The organism is Kitasatospora sp. NPDC008115 (assembly GCF_042957205.1).
In the GTDB taxonomy this organism is placed as follows: domain Bacteria; phylum Actinomycetota; class Actinomycetes; order Streptomycetales; family Streptomycetaceae; genus Kitasatospora.
The window spans coordinates 25,913-42,287 of record NZ_JBIBHU010000030.1; the positions used below are offsets into that span (position 1 = coordinate 25,913).

The following is a 16,375-nucleotide window of genomic DNA, read 5'->3' on the forward strand; positions in this document are numbered from 1 at the left end:
ACCATGGGCCCTGACACGACCGAGCGTTCGAATCCGACCGGCGCCGCCCCCGTTCTGGTGGCGTCCAACCGGGGGCCGGTGTCCTTCGGCACCGCGGACGACGGCACGCTGACCCTCCGCAGAGGCGGCGGAGGCCTGGTCTCCGGGCTCTCCGCCATCGACGACCCGGACGCCGTCTGGGTCTGCGCCGCCCTCTCCGACGCCGACCGCCGGGCCGCCCGCCAGGCCCCGGACGGCCGCCTCGACCGGGCCGGCCACGACGTCGGCGGGCAGGCCGTGCGGATGCTGGACATAGACCCGCAGACCTTCGCCCGCGCCTACAACGGCATCGCCAACTCGACCCTCTGGTTCGTCCACCACCTGCTCTGGAACACCCCGACCGCCCCCGCCTTCGACACCGGCTTCCGCACCGAGTGGGAGGCCTTCACCGCCTACAACGCCGCCTTCGCCGAGGCGCTCGCCGCCGAGGCCGCCCCCGGCGCCGCCGTCCTGGTGCAGGACTACCACCTCTCGCTGGTCCCGGCGCTGCTCCGGGCCGCCCGCCCCGACCTGCGGATCGGCCACTTCTCGCACACCCCCTGGGCACCGCCCGAGTACCTGCGGCTGCTGCCCGACGACATCGCCGCCACCGTCCTCACCGGCATCCTCGGCGCCGACCGGGCGGGCTTCCTGACCCGCCGCTGGGCGCTCGCCTTCGCCGACTGCTGCGAGCGGTTCCTCGGCGCGGCGGTCGACCGCGAGGCGCTCACCGTCACCCACGCCGGCCGCACCACCGCGCTCGGCGTGCACGGCCTCGGCGCCGACGCCGACTTCCTGCGCGAGCGCGCCCACCGCCCGGACGTCGACGAACGGCTCGCCGCCCTGCGCACCGCCGTCGGCGAGCGCCGCACCGTGGTGCGGGTCGACCGCACCGAGCTGAGCAAGAACATCGTCCGCGGCTTCCTGGCCTACCGGCACCTGCTGCGCACCCGCCCCGAGTGGCGCGACCGGGTGGTGCACATCGCCTTCGCCTACCCGTCCCGCACCGACCTCGCCGAGTACCGGGCCTACACCGACCAGGTGCGGGCGCTGGCCGCCGAGATCGTCGCGGAGTTCGGCACACCGGACTGGACCCCGCTGATCCTGCACGTCGACGACGACTTCCCGCGCTCGCTGGCCGCCTACCGGATGGCCGACGTGGCCCTGGTCAACCCGATCCGGGACGGCATGAACCTGGTCGCCAAGGAGGTCCCGGTGGTCTCCGACCGGGGCTGCGCGCTCGTCCTGTCCCGGGAGGCCGGCGCACACGCCGAACTCGGCGAGGACGCGCTGAGCGTCAACCCGTACGACATCGTGGCCACCGCCGACGCGCTGCACGCCGGGCTCACCATGCCGGCCGGCGAGCGCGCCGACCGCACCGAGCGGCTGGCCGCCGCCGCGACGGCGCTGCCGCCCCAGCAGTGGTTCCTGGACCAGCTCAACGCCCTGCGGCCGGGCGGCTGAGCTCCTCCCCCAGCGCGCCGAGCAGTTCCACCACGCCGGCCGGGCCCGGGACCACCAGGTCCGCCCGGTCGGCGAGCTCGCGCACCGGCTCGTCGGGCACGTCGCCCGCCGCGCCGCTGCACACCAGCAGCCCGGCCAGGCCCTCGCCGCGCAGCTTCTCCACCGCCGCGAAGGCCGGGACGTCCCCGAGGTCGTCGCCCGCGTAGAGCACCGAGCGGGCGCCGCGCTCGCGCAGCAGCCCGGTCAGCGCCGCCCCCTTGTCCACCCCCGGCGGCCGCAGCTCCAGCACCAGCCGGCCCGGTTCCACCACCAGCCCGTGCTCGGCCGCCAGCCCCTCCAGCGGCCCGCGCAGCAGCTCGAACGCGGCGACCGGCCCGACCGCGCGCCGGGTGTGCACGGCCACCGAGCGGCCCTTGTCCTCCACCCAGGTGCCCTCCGGCACACCGAGTTCCGCCAGCACCCGCGGCAGCCGTTCGCGCACCGCGGCCACGCCCGGGTGCGGCGGCGGCGCGGTCAGCCGGCCGCCCTCCCAGCGCTCGGCGCCGTAGTGCCCGAGCACCACCACGCCGTCGAGCCCGGCGAGCCCGCCGTACTCCACGGCCAGGCCGGCCGGGCGGCCGGTCACCACGGCGACCGTGCCGATGTGCGGCGCCAGCGCCCGCAGCGCGGGCACCGCGCCCGGGTGCGCCCTGGCCCGGCTGGGGTCGGGGACGAGCGGGGCGAGCGTCCCGTCGAAGTCGAGGGCGATCACGGCGTCGCGCGGCACGGCGAGAAGCGCCGTCAGCCCCACGCGCCCGGCATCCGTCAGCGGTCGCGTCATCTCGGCAAGGCCCATGCCTGGCACCGTACCCACCCCGGCCGGAGGTCACCCGTCGGGCCGTGCCGCCCCCCGGGGGGAGGACCTAGCGCGCCGCCCGGCGGGCGTCCCGGACCCGGCGCAGCCGGTTGACCAGGACCGGCGCGTGCGCCAGCGCCTCCGGCCGGTCCAGCAGCGCGTTCAGCAGCTGGTAGTACCGGGTGCTGGAGAGCCCCAGCTCCTCCCGGACGGCGCGCTCCTTGGCGCCGGCCGTCCGCCAGGAGCGGGCCTCCAGCGCCAGCACGGCCCGGTCCCGCTCGTCCAGGCCGCCGACCGCGCCCGGTTCCGGTGCCGTCTCCTCGTCCGCGCCCATCCGGGCCCACCTCCGTCCATCACTACGGAGTGTCATTCTCCCCCGCGGACCCGACACACTCTGCGTCCTGTGCGGCCCCGGGCCGGCGGCTAGCGTCGGCCCCATGACCAGCATGCCGACCACCGCCTTCGCCCTGCACGTCCCGACCGCCGCACTCGTCCCCGACCCGCTCGACCCGGCGCAGATCGTCTCCGGCACCCCCGAGGTGTCCGCCCTGGTGCTCACCGGCTCCGCCGCCGGGGAGAGCGGCGTCTGGCAGATCACGCCGGGCGTGGCCACCGACGTCGAGGCGGACGAGGTGTTCACGGTGCTGAGCGGCCGGGCCACCGTCGAGGTCGAGGGCGGCCCGACGCTGGAGCTCGGCCCGGGCGTGTGCGGGGTGCTCCGGGCGGGCGACCGCACCACCTGGACCGTGCACGAGACGCTCCGCAAGGTCTACACGATCAGCTACTGACGCCCGCGGACGCCCGCCCGGCCCGGACTCACTTGCGGAGCCGGGCCGCCTCCTTGACCGCCGCCTGCTGGAGTTCCTCCAGCACCGGCCTGGCGTCGCCGGTCACCGCCGGACCGATGCCGGCCTTGATCCGGTTGGAGACCTCCACCCAGGCCGGGTCGCCGAACGGGTAGAAGCTCGCGTTGCCCAGGCCGGCCGCGAACTGCTTGAGGTCCTCGTGCCCGGGGTCCCTGGTCATCGCGTCGAAGGCGTCCTGGGTGACCGGCAGCAGGTTGTAGGTCTCGTCGAACTTGAGCTGGTTCTCCTTCGTGTAGACGAAGGACAGGAAGCTGCGGATCTCGTTCTTGTGCCCGTTGGCCTTGAACGCCATCATCCAGTCGGCCACCCCCAGGCTGCCGGTCTTCGCCAGGCCGTCCTTCTTCGGGATCGGCGCGGTGCCGAAGTCGATCCCGCCCTTGGCGGCCATCCGCAGCAGCGTCGGGTGGCCGTTGAGCATCGCCACCTTGCCGGCCGCGAAGTCGCTGAACACCGGGGTGCGGTTCATCTTGCCGGGCTCGGGGTAGGTCAGACCGGTGGTGACCAGATTGGTCCTCAGCCAGTTGAAGGTGGCCTGGTTCTGGGTGCTGTCGATGGTGTAGTTGCCGACGTCGTCGGAGAGGCTGCCACCTCCGCTCAGCGTCCAGAGCATCGACTCGGCGGGCGCCTCCTCGGGCCCGAGCGGCAGCCCGTACGGCACCACGCCCGGGACCTTGGCCTTGATCTTCTCGGCCGCCGCCTTGAGCTCGTTCCAGGTGGCCGGCGGCTGGGCGATGCCGGCCTTCTGGAAGACCGCCTTGTTGTAGAAGAGCACCCGGGAGGAGGAGACGAAGGGGATGCCGTACGGCGTGCCGAGCACCTGCCCCGCGTGCGAGAACGACTCCTTGAGGTTGGCCTGGGTCTCCAGCGAGAGCACGTCCGCGGCGGGGTACAGCCGGTCGGCGGCGACCTGGTCGGCGAAGCCGCCGGTCTGCACCAGGTCGGGCGACTTGCCAGTGCGCACCAGTTCGTCGACCCGCTTGCCGATGTCGGTCCAGCTCGACACCTCGACGTTCACCCTGATCCCCGGGTTGGCGGCCTCGAAGCGGCGGGCGAGGTCGTCCCAGTACAGCTTGGAGCTGGTCTCCGCGCTCTCGCCGTAGTCGGCCGCGACCAGCCTGAGGGTGACGGGGCCGTCGTCCTGGCCGCCGCAGCCGGTGAGCACCAGTGCTCCGGCCAGGGTCGCGGCCAGCACGACGCCGAACGACCGGGTGGGGACCTGAGCGCGTCTGTCCAACGCGGGTACCGCCTTCGAGGGGGATCCTGGGGTGGAACGAACCGGATCGGAGGGGGCGGATCCGGCCGTGGGAGGCCGCAAGGGTGCCAAACCGGGCGCACGGTGGTCCACACCTCCGGGGCCGGGGCGCCGGGTAGTTATCGAAGTGCGGGAGTTGTTGCGCAGCACGCAACGAAATCCGCGGATCCGACCCGCAAAACCCGTCCCCGCCCCCGCCCGGGGTCCCGTCGAGGGGTTCGCGCAAAGTGCCTCACACCGCATGCTTCTGCGACAAAGCTCACCCCTTTGGACCAGACCAATCCGACAACTGGACTAGACCTCTTAGACCTGGTCAAGGGAAACTGTCCTCCGTGAAGCACGTCATCGCACTCGATGTGGGGGGCACCGGCATGAAAGCCGCGCTGCTCGCCCAGGACGGCTCCGTGCTGTTCGAAGCACGCCGCCCGACCGGGCGGGAGCACGGCACGGACGCCGTGGTCGCCGCCATCCTCGACTTCGCCGCCGACCTGGCGGACGAAGGCCGCAGCCGCTTCGGCGCCGCGCCCCTTGCGGCGGGTGTCGCCGTCCCGGGGACGATCGACGAGAAGCACGGCATCGCGGTCTTCTCCGCCAACCTCGGCTGGCGCGACCTGCCGCTGCGCAAGCTGCTCGGCGAGCGCCTGGCCGGTCCGGACGGCAGCACGATGCCGGTCGCACTGGGCCATGACGTGCGCACCGGCGGCCTCGCCGAGGGCCGGCTCGGCGGCGGCCGGGGTGTCGGACGCTTCCTGTTCATCGCCCTCGGCACCGGCATCGCCGGCGCCATCGGCATCGACGGCCGGATCGAGGGCGGCGCCCACGGCTACGGCGGCGAGATCGGCCACGTGGTGGTCCGCCCCGGCGGGCCGCAGTGCGGCTGCGGCGCCCGCGGCTGCCTGGAGACCCTCGCCTCCGCCTCCGCCGTCTCCCGCGCCTGGGCCGAGGCCGTGGGCGACCCCGACGCCGACGCGGCATCCTGCGCCGTCGCGGTGGACGCCGGGGACCCGCGCGCGGTCGAGGTCTGGCGGAACGCGGTGGACGCCCTGGCCGACGGCATCGTCCTCGCCCAGAGCCTGCTCGATCCGTCCCGGATCATCGTCGGCGGCGGGCTGGCCGAGGCCGGGGACACCCTCTTCACCCCGCTGCGGGCGGCGGTCACCGAGCGGCTGACCTTCCAGATGCCCCCCGAGGTCGTTCCCGCCATGCTCAAAGACACCGCCGCGTCACTGGGCGCGGGCCTGCTCGCCTGGGATCTGCTCTCCATGGAGGTGACCGCGTGACCGCGGACCGACTCGCACTGACCGGCGCCCGGCTGGTCCTGCCCGGAGGCGTCGTCGAGGGCGACCGCCTCGCCGTCGAGGGCGACCGGATCGCCGGTCTCGGCGGCTCCGCCACGCCCGGCGACCTCGACCTCACCGGCTACACCGTGGTCCCCGGCTTCGTCGACCTGCACGTGCACGGCGGCGGCGGCGCGTCCTACTCCTCCGGCATCGCCGAGGAGGCCCTCCAGGTCGCCCGCACCCACCTCGAACACGGCACCACCACCACGGTCGCCTCCACCGTCACCGGCGAGATCGACGACCTGGCCCGCCAGGCGTCCGTGCTCTCCGAGCTCGTCGAGGACGGCGTCCTCGCCGGCATCCACTTCGAGGGCCCGTTCATCTCGCACAACCGCTGCGGCGCCCACCGCCCCGACCTGCTGCGCGACCCCGACCCGGCGCTGGTGCGCAAGCTGGTCGACGCCGCCCGCGGCCACGCCAGGATGGTCACCCTGGCACCCGAGCTGCCCGGCGGCCTCGACTCCGTGCGGATGCTCGCCGACCTCGGCGTGATCGCCGCCGTCGGCCACACCGACTCGGACTACGCCAAGACGCTGGAGGCCATCGAGGCCGGCGCCACCGTCGCCACCCACCTGTTCAACGCCATGCCCGGCATCGCCCACCGCGCGCCCGGCCCGATCGTGGCGCTGCTGGAGGACGAGCGGGTCACCGTCGAGCTGATCAACGACGGCGTCCACCTGCACCCGTCCGTGCTCGACCTCGCCTACGGCACCGCCGGCGCCTCCCGGGTCGCCCTGATCACCGACGCCATGGGCGCGGCCGGCATGGGCGACGGCCTCTACCCGCTCGGCCCGCTCCAGGTCGAGGTCAAGGACGGCGTGGCCCGGCTGGTCGAGGGCGGCGCGATCGCCGGCTCGACGCTCACCCTGGACGTGGCGTTCAAGCGCTCGGTGACGGTCAACGGCCTCGGCCTGAACCAGGCCGTCGAGTCGCTCTCCACCGTCCCGGCCCGGCTGCTCGGCCTCGCCGACCGGATCGGCAGCCTGGAGCCCGGCAAGCTCGCCGACCTCGCCGTCCTCGACTCCACGACCTACGACCTGGTCGCCGTGATGCGCCGCGGCGAGTGGATCACCGGCGGCGACCGCTTCGCCCCGATCGCGGCCGCCTGACCCGGACCCCGCACACGACACGGCCGCCCGCTCCCCTCGGGGAACGGGCGGCCGTCGTGCTGCGCGGGACTACGCCGCCTCCAGCACCACCTGGTCGATCAGGATCGTGCCGCTGCCCGGCGGCAGCGAGATCACGATGGTGTTGGTCCCCGCCTGCATCGGCGGGGTTATGTAGGTGTTGAACCAGGAGGAGGCGGGCTCCTTGCCCGGCGAGTAGTTCTTCAGGTTCGCGCCGCTCGGCCAGTCCTTGCCGTTGACCGCCATGGTCGCCCGCACGTCGGCGCCCGGGTTGTTGTAGTGCACGGTGAACTTGTACGTACCCGCCGCCGCCAGGTCGCCGGTCCAGGTGACCGTCCCTCCCGGGTTGAGCGTCAGGTAGCTGCCGTCGGCCGACTTGGTGCCCTTGACGGTGTTCGCCGACGGCGCGTTCTGCCCCTGGAGCTGACTGGCGTCCACCGGGCCCAGGCCGCCGGAGGCGGTGGCCGAGGGGGTGGCCGACGCGGCGGCGCTCGTCGGGTCGGCGCTCCCGGTGGCGCCGCCCGGGGTGGCCGGGGCGCTCGCCGCGGCGGTGCCGCCCTTGGCCTCCTCGTTCTTGTTGTCGTCGGCGTCCCCGCCGGACAGCGCGATCCCGGCCCCGATCGCGACGGCCGCGACCACCGCGACCGCGCCGATCACCGCGCCCTTGCCCCGGCCGCCGCTCGGCGGGCGCTCCTCGCCCGGCTGCGGGCGGGAGTGCTCGGCGTAGCGGGTCTGCTGGGTCGGGGCGGAGCCGAAGTCGCCCTGCGGCGGGTACGGCTGCTGCGGCTGGGGCTGCGGGTAGCCGGGCTGCGGCGGGTAGGGCTGCTGCGGGCGCGGCTGCTGGCCGTACTGGGCGCGGCCGACCTCCATCGGGCGGCTGTAGGGCGTGCGCGGCACGCCCTGCTGCGGCTCGGTCTGCTGACCGGAGCCGCCGTCGGCCGGACGGTAGAGGTAGCCGAAGGGATCGTCGTCCTGCGGGGCGCCTTCCTCCGGGCCCTGGGGCGCTCCGCTGCTGCCGGCGGTGGTCACGGTGGTCAACTCCCCCATCGCGGTCGCGCCGCCGGGCTGCCGTGCCGTCGGCGCTGGTCGTGGTCGCTCGTACCCCGGAACCCTACCTGCCGCCGCGGACGCCCCGAAAAGACCCCTTGACAACCGACGGGTAACCGCCCGCCCCGGACCGCTCCGAAAGGCGGCCGCGGATTAGCCCGCCCGCCGGTGCGAGCGCTCGCCGCGGGCCCCGCGCACCGCGCCGCCGCGGGCCCGCTTCTCGTCGTACATCCGCTCGTCCGCGGTGTGCAGGACCTCTTCGGTGCTCATCCCGCAGCCGGCCCAGCCGATGCCGAGGCTGACGCCGACCCGCATCCCCCGCCCGTCTATCCGCATCGGCGGGATGATCGCGTTGCGCAGCCGGTGGGCGAGGTCCTTCGCCTCGTCGCGGCCGATGCCGTCGGCGAGCACCACGAACTCGTCGCCGCCGAGCCGGGCCACCGTGTCGCCGTCGCGCACGGCCGCGCTGAGCCGGCGGGCGACCTCGACCAGGACGGCGTCGCCGGCGTTGTGGCCGAACCGGTCGTTGATCGACTTGAAGCCGTCGAGGTCGCAGAAGATCACCGCGAGCCCCTTCTCGACGGAGGCCGCCGCGGCGCCCGAGCGGAACGGGCCGGAGCGCAGCTCCCCGCCCGGACCGTGGTCGGCCGGGACCACCGCGTGGACGTGCTCGCCGTACCCGTTCGCCCCGGCGGCCGCGGCATCGGCGGTCGCCGGGAACCCGTCCGGCGGGCGGTGGCCGGGCACCGTCTCCGGGCCGTCGTGGCCGGCCGGGCGGTAGGAGTCTCCGAACAGGCTCTCCGGGTAGCCGGCCGCGCCGTACCCGTCGCTCCCGTACCCGGCGCCGTACCCCGTGCCGCCGTTGCCGGTGTCGGCGGGACCGCCCTGGTGCCCGGCGGCGACGGCCTCCTGCGGCTGCCCGCAGAGCCGGCGCCCCAGTCTGGCCTTGAGCTCGGCGCCGTTCGGCAGGCCGGTGAGCGCGTCGTGGCTGGCCCGGTGGGCCAGCTGCAGTTCGTGCCGCTTGCGGTCCTCGATGTCCTCGACGTGGGTGAGCAGGAAGCTCGGGCCCTCGGCGGCGTCGGCCACGATCGAGTTCCGCAGGCACACCCACTGGTAGCCGCCGTCCCGGCGGGAGAGCCGTAGTTCCGCCCGGCCGCTCTCGGCGCTGGTGCGCTCCAGCAGCGCCCGGTCGTCCGGGTGGACGAGGTCGGCGAAGCTCTGCTGGCGCAGCACCGCCCGGGGGCGGCCGAGCAGACGACAGAGCGCGTCGTTGACGCGGGTCAGCTGGCCGCGCCCGGCGCCGTGCAGTTCGGTGATGGCCATCCCGCTGGGGGCGTACTCGAAGGCCTGGCGGAAGCTCTCCTCGCTGGCCCGCAGCGCCTGCTGCTCCTTCTCCAGGCGGGCCAGCGCGCGTTGCATCTCGGCGCGCAGCCGGGCGTTGCCGATCGCGATGGAGGCCTGGAGGGAGAACATCTCCAGGGCTTCGCGGGTCCAGGCGCCGGGGCGTTTGCCGCTGCGCGGGCGGTCCACCGAGAGGACGCCGAGCAGGTCGCCGCCGGCGCTGTACATCGGGGCGAGCAGGCCGTCGGCGGGGTGCCAGTCATTGGCGTAGACGGGCATCGGACCGTCCCCGATCCAGCGCGGGATGTCGCTGGCGACCGCCCAGCCGCGGTCGTAGGGGAGGAAGCGCAGGGTGCCCCAGTGGTCGCTGACGCCGAGCAGCCGGTCCCAGGACTCGCGGGAGCCGACCTGGCCGAGCAGGACGGCGGGGCCGCCCATGGCGCTCTCCTCCAGCTCCCAGACGGCCGCCACCACGAGGTCGCCGTCCGGCCTCACCAGGCTGACCGCGGCGGCGTCGAAACCGAGTCCGTGCACCGCGCCCTCGACCACGGCCTGCAGCGTTCCCGCCAGGCTGCGGGCAGCGTTGAGGTCCGCCACGACCCGGTGCAAGGTGCGGAGGGTCGCGAGACGGACGTACGGCTCCGACTCGGCTTCCATGCGGGGGCTCCCCGGCTGCTTCGGATAGGTCTTGATTGGTTATCGTCCGATTGCCAGAAGAACTGAATCACAGGGAGCACAGCGTTCGGCACGCTCGGTCAGCAATAGGTCAGCACTTGTGACTTAAATCACACAAGACTAATGCACCCTTAATCAGTTCATCTGTCCCATACCGGGACAGAGAGGCCCATCGGCACATTTCCCGTGGTCGGCCGCGAGGCCCCCGAGCTGTAGCCGGCTGACCGCCGGGCAGGCCCTCCGCTTCACTCATGGGAGTGAGGCCGGGCGCGGACCGTAACCTTTCTCCGGGCCCCGGCGGGCCGAACGGAAACTGCGCCGCTGGTCCTACGACCAGGGCCCGATGTCGCTTCCCCCGGCCGCGGGCTACCGTGCGGTACGTGTACCCGTCCCCGCAGCCCGAAGCTGCCTCCCAAGCGACCCCCGACGAGTTCCGGGCGGCGCTCTCCCAGCTCGCCGCAGGTGTGAGCCTGGTGACCGTCCACGACCCGGACGACGGGGAGGACATCGGCATGACCGCCACGTCCTTCCTCTCCGTGTCGCTGGAGCCGCCGCTGGTCCTGATCTCCGTGCGGGAGGACTCCCGGATGGACGAGGTGCTCTCCCGGACCGACACCTGGGCCGTCTCCCTGCTGTCGGAGGGCCAGAAGGCGCTCGGCTCGCGGTTCGCCATGAAGGGCCGGCTCAGCGACCGGCTGCTGTTCGCCGACGCCGCGCACCACCGCGGCCCGCACAGCGGAGCCCCGCTGATCGACGGCGCGCTCGCCACCGTGGAGTGCCGCACCGAGCAGCGGATAGCCGCCGGTGACCACACCCTGCTGCTCGGCCGCGTCCTGGAGGCCACCGTCCCCGACCCGGGCGGCCGCCCGCTGCTCTACTTCCGCGGCGGCTACCGCACCCTGGGCTGAGCCGGGCCTACTGCTCGCCACGCGGGGCGCGCCGCCCCTGCTTCAGCTCGGAGCGGTGCCGCTTGTTGGTGAGCCGGCGCTCGACCATGCCCCGGCTGGGCCTGGTCGCCCGGCGCGTCTTCGGCGGCGGCGCGGTCGCCTCGCCGAGCAGCGAGGCCAGCCGGGCCGCGGCGACCTCCCGGTTGCGCCACTGCGAGCGGTGCTCGGAGGCGCGGACCACCAGCACCCGCCCGTCCACCAGCCGGCCCGCCAGCCGCTCCAGGGCGCGCTGCTTCCACACCTCGGGCAGCGCGGCGGACGCCGCCAGGTCGTAGCGCAGCTCGACCTGGGTGTCGGAGGTGTTGACGTGCTGGCCACCGGGGCCGGAGGAACGCGAGAAGCGCCAGACGAGCTCGGCGTCGGGGACGACCACCGACCCCCGTACGCGGATGGGCTCGGGCATGCGCCCATCATCCCGCGCCGGGCCACGCCGGTCACCCGGTTATCCGGCCAGGACCGGACAGCCCCGACAATGTCCCTGTGATCGAGCTCGGCTACTCCCTCTCCAACCGCTTCCCCGACCCCCCGCAGACCGACTACCGGACCGCGGGCGTGCGCGAGCTGCGGTACGACCTGTTCTGCGGCGACGTCTACCTCGACGCCGAGGGCGCGGAACTGTCCACAGCCTGGGGATGGGTCCCGGTGCTGGACTTCGCCTGGGCGCTGTGCGACATCGTCGAGGAACTCGACCGCGACCCGGCCGGCGGCCGCGCGGCCCGGGTGCAGACCGCGGACCTCGACTTCACCCAGAACACCGAGCTGCTGCGCTTCGCCCGCCGCTTCAACTGGGTCGAGGTCACCGCCACCTGGCTGCCCGACGAGCCGCCCGCCGTGGTGCGCCACGGCGACCTGCGCCGCGAGGCGCGCGACTTCCTCCAGGACACCCTCGCCGACCTCTTCGACATGCACCCGGACCTCGCCGACAACCCGGCGATCTGGGAGCTCCAGGGCCGGTTCCGACGGGTCTGACGGGGGAATACCCAAAACCTTGCCAACGGGCCGAAAAGGCCCGGCCGCGCGGAACCATCTCCGCAGGTTCCCGCGTTATCCCCGGCAACAAGCAAATCGAAGGGACTGCACACACCATGCCAGTGAGCCTCTCCAAGGGTGGCAACGTCTCGCTGACCAAGGAGGCCCCCGGCCTGACCGCGGTCACCGTCGGCCTCGGCTGGGACGTCCGCACCACCACCGGTGCCGAGTTCGACCTGGACGCCAGCGCGATCGTGCTGAACGCGGACGGAAAGGTGCTGTCCAACAGCCACTTCGTCTTCTTCAACAACACCAGCACCCCGGACAACACCGTCGTCCACACCGGTGACAACCGCACCGGCGAGGGCGCCGGCGACGACGAGGCGATCAACGTCAACCTCGCCTCGCTGCCGGCCGAGGCCGCCCGGATCACCTTCCCGGTCTCGATCTACGACGCCGTCGCCCGGTCCCAGAACTTCGGCCAGGTCCGCAACGCCTACATCCGCGTGGCGAACGCCGCCGGCGGCGCCGAGATCGCCCGCTACGACCTCTCCGAGGACGCCGCCACCGAGACCGCCATGATCTTCGGCGAGCTCTACCGCAACGGCGCCGAGTGGAAGTTCCGCGCGGTCGGCCAGGGCTACGCCTCCGGCCTGGCCGGCATCGCCCAGGACTTCGGCGTCCAGATCTGACGCTCCCGCACCCACGGGCCGTCCGGCGCCCGTCCCGCCACCCGGCGGGGCGGGCGCCGCGCCGTTTCCGGGGCCCGCCGCCGCTACCGCGAGGCGCGCAGCTCGGGGACCTCGATCTGCTCGGTCTCGTCGTGCGGGGTCAGGTCGACCACGCCGGGGCCGGCGTCCTGGACCTGCGGCAGCACCTGGGTCTGCGCCTCCGCGGCCGTCGCCCGCACCACCGGCTGCTCCCGGGTCCGCGCCTGCTCCTGCTCCAGCGCCTGGGCGGCGATCGCCTCGTCGCCGACCACGTCCGCCAGGTCCGCACGCTCGCCCAGCTCCTCGACGCTGCGCACGGCCGGCGCCGGAGCCGCCGGGCGGACCGCCGCACCGGCGCCCCGGCCGAAGAAGCTGAATCCCTGCGGACGCGGGGCCGGGGAGGCCGCCGGACGCGGACGCTGCCGCTCGGCCGCCCGCACCGGCGGCACGGCGGGCACGCCGCCGAGCTGGCCGACGGTCGCCGTCAGCACCGGCCGGGCCGTATCCGCCGGAACCGCCGGCGCGGACGTGGTCGCGGGCGCCGTCCGCGCCCGCAGCGCGACCTCCGCGCCCGCCGCGCGCTCCGCCTCCCGCCGGGCCTCCTGCTCCCGCTGCGCCTCCTGCTGCTGCGCCCGCCGCTCCAGCTGCCGCAGCACGGCCGCCGCGCGGACGTACGCGGCCGGACTGGCCGGGTGCCTGGGCCGGGTCGCGGCGAGCGCCCGCTGGGCCGCCTCGGCCTCCTTGAGCGCCTGCTCGGCGACCGTCACGGCCCGCTCCTTGAGCAGCCGGGCGATCTCGGTCTCGGCCTTCGCCAGCCGGGACTTCTCGGCGGTCAGCCGCCGTCCGAACCGGGTGGCCCGCTCCTCGGCCACCTCGGCCGCGTACTCGGCCTCGGCGAGCTGCTCCTCGAACTGCTCCTCGGCCCGCAGCCGCTGCGCGACGGAGACCTCGGCCGCCGCCCGCGCGGCCCGGTCGCGCTGGCGCAGCAGGACGGCGAACCCGAGCGTGGCGAGCACCGCGGCCACGCCCACCGAGCGGACCAGCGAGGTGTCCTGACTGAAAAGCAGCGCCCCCAGAGCGGCGACGATGAGCACGCCGGCGGCGGTGGGGGGAAAGACCCGGCCGAGGACGGAGGAATGACGGTGGCGTCCGCGAGACATGCTCAAGAAACTAGCGTGCGAATTGGGGCCGTGTCAGCCCAGGGTCCGGTTCGGCCCTTGACAGCGCGCCGGTTTTACCGGACGCATCCGGAAAATCACTCAAGATCACCGAAAAGGAGCTGGTCAGCGGTGGGTGGCCGCCGGTCCGTGGCCGCCCGGGTCGTCGTGGTTCTCCGGCAGCCGGCAGACGTGCTGGAGCCAGAGCGCCGCCGCGATCACGGCCGCCCCGGCCAGCACCGCGAAGCCCGCGGTGATCGCCTGGTCCTTGCGGGCCGGAATGTCCAGCTCGCCCAGCAGGTAGATCCCGGCGCCCGCGTAGACGCCGGTGACCACCGCGGAGACCAGTGCGCTGGCCTGTCCGAGCACCACCGCCCGGGCCGCGCCCAGCGGGTCCACCCGCTTCGCCCCGGGCTGCCGCTCGCGCGCCGCCTTCAGCCGCGAGCGCAGCGAGATCGCGGTCGCGAGCAGGATCACCGCCACCGCGGCCAGCACCACCGGCGCCGCGCCCGGCACCGCGGGCAGCGTGTCCAGGGAGGCCCACAGCTTGGCGCCGGCCCAGGACAGCGCCGTCGCGGCGGCGGTGATGCCGATCAGCAGACGGAGGCGAAGTGGCTTCACTCGGACGAGGTCCTTTCCCGGGCGGCGGGTACGGCGGCGTCAGGCCACCGTACCGGGCCCCGGCCCGGGGGGTTCCCGGACCGGGGCGGACACCTATGGGTACGGCCGGCGGCCCCGTGCGAGTTCCCCGGCCTGCGCGGATCCGGCGTACGGGGCCGGTGCGCGGATGCCGGCGCGAGGGGGCCGGCGCGCGGGCCCGGCCGCGGCTACTCCGGCAGGGTCAGCCGGATGTCGTCGCGCCGCCGGACGCCCTGGGCGTCCGGGCCGCCGAGCGCCGCCAGCAGCCCGGCCACCGGGCCGTGCCCGGGCAGCTCGGCGTCCGGCTGCGCGTCCAGCCACGGGGCGAGCACGAAGGCCCGCTCGTGCGAGCGCGGGTGCGGAAGCAGCAGCAGCGGGTCGTCGCTGACGACACCCTCGTAGGCCAGGATGTCGACGTCCAGGGTGCGCGGGCCCCAGTGGACGGTGCGCACCCGGCCGAAGGCGTCCTCGATCGCGTTGCCGCGCTCCAGCAGGTCGCGGGGCGGCAGCGAGGTGCGGAGCACCACGACCGCGTTGTAGTAGGCGGGCTGCTCGGCGGGGCCGCCCACGGCGTCCGTCTCGTACACCGCGGAGACGGCCTTGACCTTCAGCCCGGGCGTGTCGGCGAGGGCGTCCACGGCCCCTTGCAGGGTGTCCAGGCGGTTGCCGAGGTTGGAGCCGAGGGCGATCACGGCGAACCGCTGGCTGTGCAGGGTGGTGTCGACCGAGTCCACCCGCTGCTCCAGGTCGAAGGCGCTCGGCGCGGCGGTCGGGTCACTTGCGGTCATCGGACTTCCCCTATGGCTTTGACGGGCCCTGCGGCGGGCACCGGCCGGACGGTGCGGGTCATCCGCGGGTCCGGTGGATGGTCACGGTCACGTCGTCGAACGGCACGGTGATCGGGGCGTCCGGCTTGTGGACGGTGACCTCGACCTCCTCCACCGGCTCGTGCTTCAGGCACTGGTCCGCGATCCGCTGGGCCAGGGTCTCGATCAGCTCGACCGGCTCACCGGCGATGATCGCGGTGACCTCCTCGGCCACGATCCCGTAGTGCGCCGTGCGGGTCAGGTCGTCGCCCGCGGCGGCGGGGCGGGTGTCGAGGTACAGCACCAGGTCCACCACGAAGGTCTGGCCCTCGGCCCGCTCGCGCTCGAAGACGCCGTGGTGGCCGCGGGCACGCAGGCCCCGCAGAGTGACGCGGTCCAGCAAACGAATCACTGCTCCCAGTCGGACGGGCCCCGCCCCGGACAAGCGTGGCGGACGGGGCGGGGACGGGCGTCGAGCCCGCCGCTGACCTTTTCGAATCTACCCGCGCGCGCCGACAACACCTGACCGTCCTACCCGGCACGAACCGTCGCCACGCACACCGGAATGGCGATTGACGTGAACGTTCGGTGACCAGTCGGGAATTCCCCGGCCACCGCCCGGCCACCTTTTCCGGTGATTTCCCGCCGCAGCCCGGAATCAGTCCTCGTCGTCCTCGTCGGCGCTGGTCAGAACGGGTGAACCGTGGTGCGACCAGAGTTTCCACCCGGCCGGGGTGCGCCGGAAGAGATTGGTCGACACGACCTTTCCGCCGACCAGCGGCCCCAGCTCGCCCTCCTGTTCGGCCTCGCCGCCGGAAAGGATGTTCTCGGTGCACGTGACAAGGGCCACATCGCCGTGCACCTCCGCCTCCTCGTCGGTGAGGATGAACTGGATGTACTCGGTGTTCGCCATGATCAGCATGTACGAGCGGGTCACCTGGGCCCGTCCGCGCAGCACCGGCCACCCGGGGTGGACGCAGACCACGCCCCCCTTGTCGTCCGCCTCGCCGGCACCCAGCCAGGCGTCCTCGACCGCCGCGAGGTCGCCGGTCTCCAGCGCCTCGTAGAGCGCCCGGTTGGCGGCCAGGACCGCCTCCCGGTCCGCTCCGCCGGCCCGTCGGCCCGCCGTCTCCCCGCTCAACCTGCCGTCACCCGCCATGACCCTCCCGTCTTCGCCAAGCC

18 protein-coding genes are annotated in these 16,375 nt (G+C 74.1%); 7 read left to right on the top strand and 11 right to left on the bottom strand.

Annotated elements, in window-relative coordinates; translation table 11 throughout:
* Nucleotides 1-3: 3 nt before the first annotated feature.
* Complete coding sequence (locus ACFZBX_RS30420; RefSeq protein WP_391537040.1) at nucleotides 4-1,482, top strand: trehalose-6-phosphate synthase; 1,479 nt, start codon at nucleotides 4-6, stop codon at nucleotides 1,480-1,482.
* Here ACFZBX_RS30420 and otsB read toward each other — a convergent pair.
* Together otsB and ACFZBX_RS30430 are read right to left on the bottom strand one after the other, a co-directional pair.
* Nucleotides 1,457-2,317 carry a trehalose-phosphatase gene (otsB, locus tag ACFZBX_RS30425; protein WP_391537041.1) on the bottom strand — a complete coding sequence of 287 codons (861 nt, stop codon included), beginning with the start codon at nucleotides 2,315-2,317 and terminating at the stop codon, nucleotides 1,457-1,459. The two genes, ACFZBX_RS30420 and otsB, sit on opposite strands and share 26 nt — an antisense overlap.
* 67 nt (nucleotides 2,318-2,384) lie before the next feature.
* Nucleotides 2,385-2,651 (bottom strand): DUF3263 domain-containing protein, encoded by a 267-nt coding sequence (locus ACFZBX_RS30430; protein WP_391537042.1) that lies wholly within the window; start codon nucleotides 2,649-2,651, stop codon nucleotides 2,385-2,387.
* Nucleotides 2,652-2,754: 103 nt separating this feature from the next.
* On the opposite strand from ACFZBX_RS30430, the gene ACFZBX_RS30435 reads away from it, so the two are divergent.
* Entirely contained in the window at nucleotides 2,755-3,105 is a 351-nt protein-coding gene (locus ACFZBX_RS30435; RefSeq protein ID WP_380751716.1) for a cupin domain-containing protein, read from the top strand.
* Nucleotides 3,106-3,133: 28 nt separating this feature from the next.
* Here ACFZBX_RS30435 and ACFZBX_RS30440 read toward each other — a convergent pair whose 3' ends face one another.
* Nucleotides 3,134-4,417 carry an extracellular solute-binding protein gene (locus ACFZBX_RS30440; protein ID WP_391537043.1) on the bottom strand — a complete coding sequence of 428 codons (1,284 nt, stop codon included), beginning with the start codon at nucleotides 4,415-4,417 and terminating at the stop codon, nucleotides 3,134-3,136.
* Between the two features lie 350 nt (nucleotides 4,418-4,767).
* Here ACFZBX_RS30440 and ACFZBX_RS30445 point away from each other — a divergent pair, with 350 nt between their 5' ends.
* On the top strand, nucleotides 4,768-5,715 hold the full coding sequence (locus ACFZBX_RS30445; RefSeq protein ID WP_391537044.1) for an ROK family protein: 948 nt from the start codon (nucleotides 4,768-4,770) through the stop codon (nucleotides 5,713-5,715).
* A complete protein-coding gene (gene nagA / locus ACFZBX_RS30450; RefSeq protein ID WP_391537045.1) occupies nucleotides 5,712-6,884 on the top strand; it encodes an N-acetylglucosamine-6-phosphate deacetylase in 1,173 nt (390 codons plus the stop codon). Before ACFZBX_RS30445 ends, nagA begins: the two co-directional genes overlap by 4 nt.
* 69 nt (nucleotides 6,885-6,953) lie before the next feature.
* Here the strand turns inward: nagA and ACFZBX_RS30455 are convergent, their stop codons facing one another.
* Both ACFZBX_RS30455 and ACFZBX_RS30460 read right to left on the bottom strand, forming a co-directional pair.
* On the bottom strand, nucleotides 6,954-7,931 hold the full coding sequence (locus tag ACFZBX_RS30455; RefSeq protein ID WP_391537046.1) for a hypothetical protein: 978 nt from the start codon (nucleotides 7,929-7,931) through the stop codon (nucleotides 6,954-6,956).
* A gap of 171 nt (nucleotides 7,932-8,102) precedes the next feature.
* Nucleotides 8,103-9,947 (bottom strand): diguanylate cyclase domain-containing protein, encoded by a 1,845-nt coding sequence (locus ACFZBX_RS30460; RefSeq protein ID WP_391537047.1) that lies wholly within the window; start codon nucleotides 9,945-9,947, stop codon nucleotides 8,103-8,105.
* Nucleotides 9,948-10,336: 389 nt separating this feature from the next.
* Between ACFZBX_RS30460 and ACFZBX_RS30465 the strand changes: the two genes are divergently transcribed.
* Nucleotides 10,337-10,873, top strand: a complete 537-nt coding sequence (locus tag ACFZBX_RS30465) for a flavin reductase family protein (protein ID WP_391537048.1) — start codon at nucleotides 10,337-10,339, stop codon at nucleotides 10,871-10,873.
* Between the two features lie 7 nt (nucleotides 10,874-10,880).
* Here ACFZBX_RS30465 and arfB read toward each other — a convergent pair whose 3' ends face one another.
* Nucleotides 10,881-11,315, bottom strand: a complete 435-nt coding sequence (gene arfB, locus ACFZBX_RS30470) for an alternative ribosome rescue aminoacyl-tRNA hydrolase ArfB (RefSeq protein ID WP_391537049.1) — start codon at nucleotides 11,313-11,315, stop codon at nucleotides 10,881-10,883.
* Nucleotides 11,316-11,392: 77 nt separating this feature from the next.
* Between arfB and ACFZBX_RS30475 the strand changes: the two genes are divergently transcribed.
* Together ACFZBX_RS30475 and ACFZBX_RS30480 are read left to right on the top strand one after the other, a co-directional pair.
* Complete coding sequence (locus ACFZBX_RS30475; RefSeq protein WP_391537050.1) at nucleotides 11,393-11,881, top strand: hypothetical protein; 489 nt, start codon at nucleotides 11,393-11,395, stop codon at nucleotides 11,879-11,881.
* Between the two features lie 116 nt (nucleotides 11,882-11,997).
* Complete coding sequence (locus ACFZBX_RS30480) at nucleotides 11,998-12,573, top strand: TerD family protein (RefSeq protein WP_391537051.1); 576 nt, start codon at nucleotides 11,998-12,000, stop codon at nucleotides 12,571-12,573.
* Between the two features lie 83 nt (nucleotides 12,574-12,656).
* On the opposite strand, the gene ACFZBX_RS30485 is transcribed toward ACFZBX_RS30480, so the two are convergent.
* The 5 genes from ACFZBX_RS30485 to ACFZBX_RS30505 form a co-directional block, all read right to left on the bottom strand.
* Nucleotides 12,657-13,751: a hypothetical protein gene (locus ACFZBX_RS30485; protein ID WP_391537052.1), complete on the bottom strand. Its 1,095-nt coding sequence runs from the start codon at nucleotides 13,749-13,751 to the stop codon at nucleotides 12,657-12,659.
* Nucleotides 13,752-13,874: 123 nt separating this feature from the next.
* Nucleotides 13,875-14,369: a DUF3180 domain-containing protein gene (locus ACFZBX_RS30490; protein WP_391537053.1), complete on the bottom strand. Its 495-nt coding sequence runs from the start codon at nucleotides 14,367-14,369 to the stop codon at nucleotides 13,875-13,877.
* 206 nt (nucleotides 14,370-14,575) lie between these two features.
* Nucleotides 14,576-15,175, bottom strand: coding sequence for a 2-amino-4-hydroxy-6-hydroxymethyldihydropteridine diphosphokinase (gene folK / locus ACFZBX_RS30495; protein WP_391537054.1), 600 nt, complete (start codon nucleotides 15,173-15,175; stop codon nucleotides 14,576-14,578).
* A 58-nt stretch (nucleotides 15,176-15,233) separates the two neighbouring features.
* Nucleotides 15,234-15,593, bottom strand: coding sequence for a dihydroneopterin aldolase (folB, locus tag ACFZBX_RS30500; protein ID WP_030309935.1), 360 nt, complete (start codon nucleotides 15,591-15,593; stop codon nucleotides 15,234-15,236).
* Nucleotides 15,594-15,851: 258 nt separating this feature from the next.
* Entirely contained in the window at nucleotides 15,852-16,352 is a 501-nt protein-coding gene (locus tag ACFZBX_RS30505; protein ID WP_380295698.1) for a nuclear transport factor 2 family protein, read from the bottom strand.
* Nucleotides 16,353-16,375: the final 23 nt, after the last annotated feature.

Coding starts and splice junctions, on each gene's coding strand:
- ACFZBX_RS30420 (WP_391537040.1), top strand. CDS start 4: ATGGGCCCTGACACGACCGAGCGTTCGAATCCGACCGGCGCCGCCCCC.
- otsB (WP_391537041.1), bottom strand. CDS start 2,317: ATGGGCCTTGCCGAGATGACGCGACCGCTGACGGATGCCGGGCGCGTG.
- ACFZBX_RS30430 (WP_391537042.1), bottom strand. CDS start 2,651: ATGGGCGCGGACGAGGAGACGGCACCGGAACCGGGCGCGGTCGGCGGC.
- ACFZBX_RS30435 (WP_380751716.1), top strand. CDS start 2,755: ATGACCAGCATGCCGACCACCGCCTTCGCCCTGCACGTCCCGACCGCC.
- ACFZBX_RS30460 (WP_391537047.1), bottom strand. CDS start 9,947: ATGGAAGCCGAGTCGGAGCCGTACGTCCGTCTCGCGACCCTCCGCACC.
- arfB (WP_391537049.1), bottom strand. CDS start 11,315: ATGCCCGAGCCCATCCGCGTACGGGGGTCGGTGGTCGTCCCCGACGCC.
- ACFZBX_RS30480 (WP_391537051.1), top strand. CDS start 11,998: ATGCCAGTGAGCCTCTCCAAGGGTGGCAACGTCTCGCTGACCAAGGAG.
- ACFZBX_RS30485 (WP_391537052.1), bottom strand. CDS start 13,751: ATGTCTCGCGGACGCCACCGTCATTCCTCCGTCCTCGGCCGGGTCTTT.
- folK (WP_391537054.1), bottom strand. CDS start 15,175: ATGACCGCAAGTGACCCGACCGCCGCGCCGAGCGCCTTCGACCTGGAG.
- ACFZBX_RS30505 (WP_380295698.1), bottom strand. CDS start 16,352: ATGGCGGGTGACGGCAGGTTGAGCGGGGAGACGGCGGGCCGACGGGCC.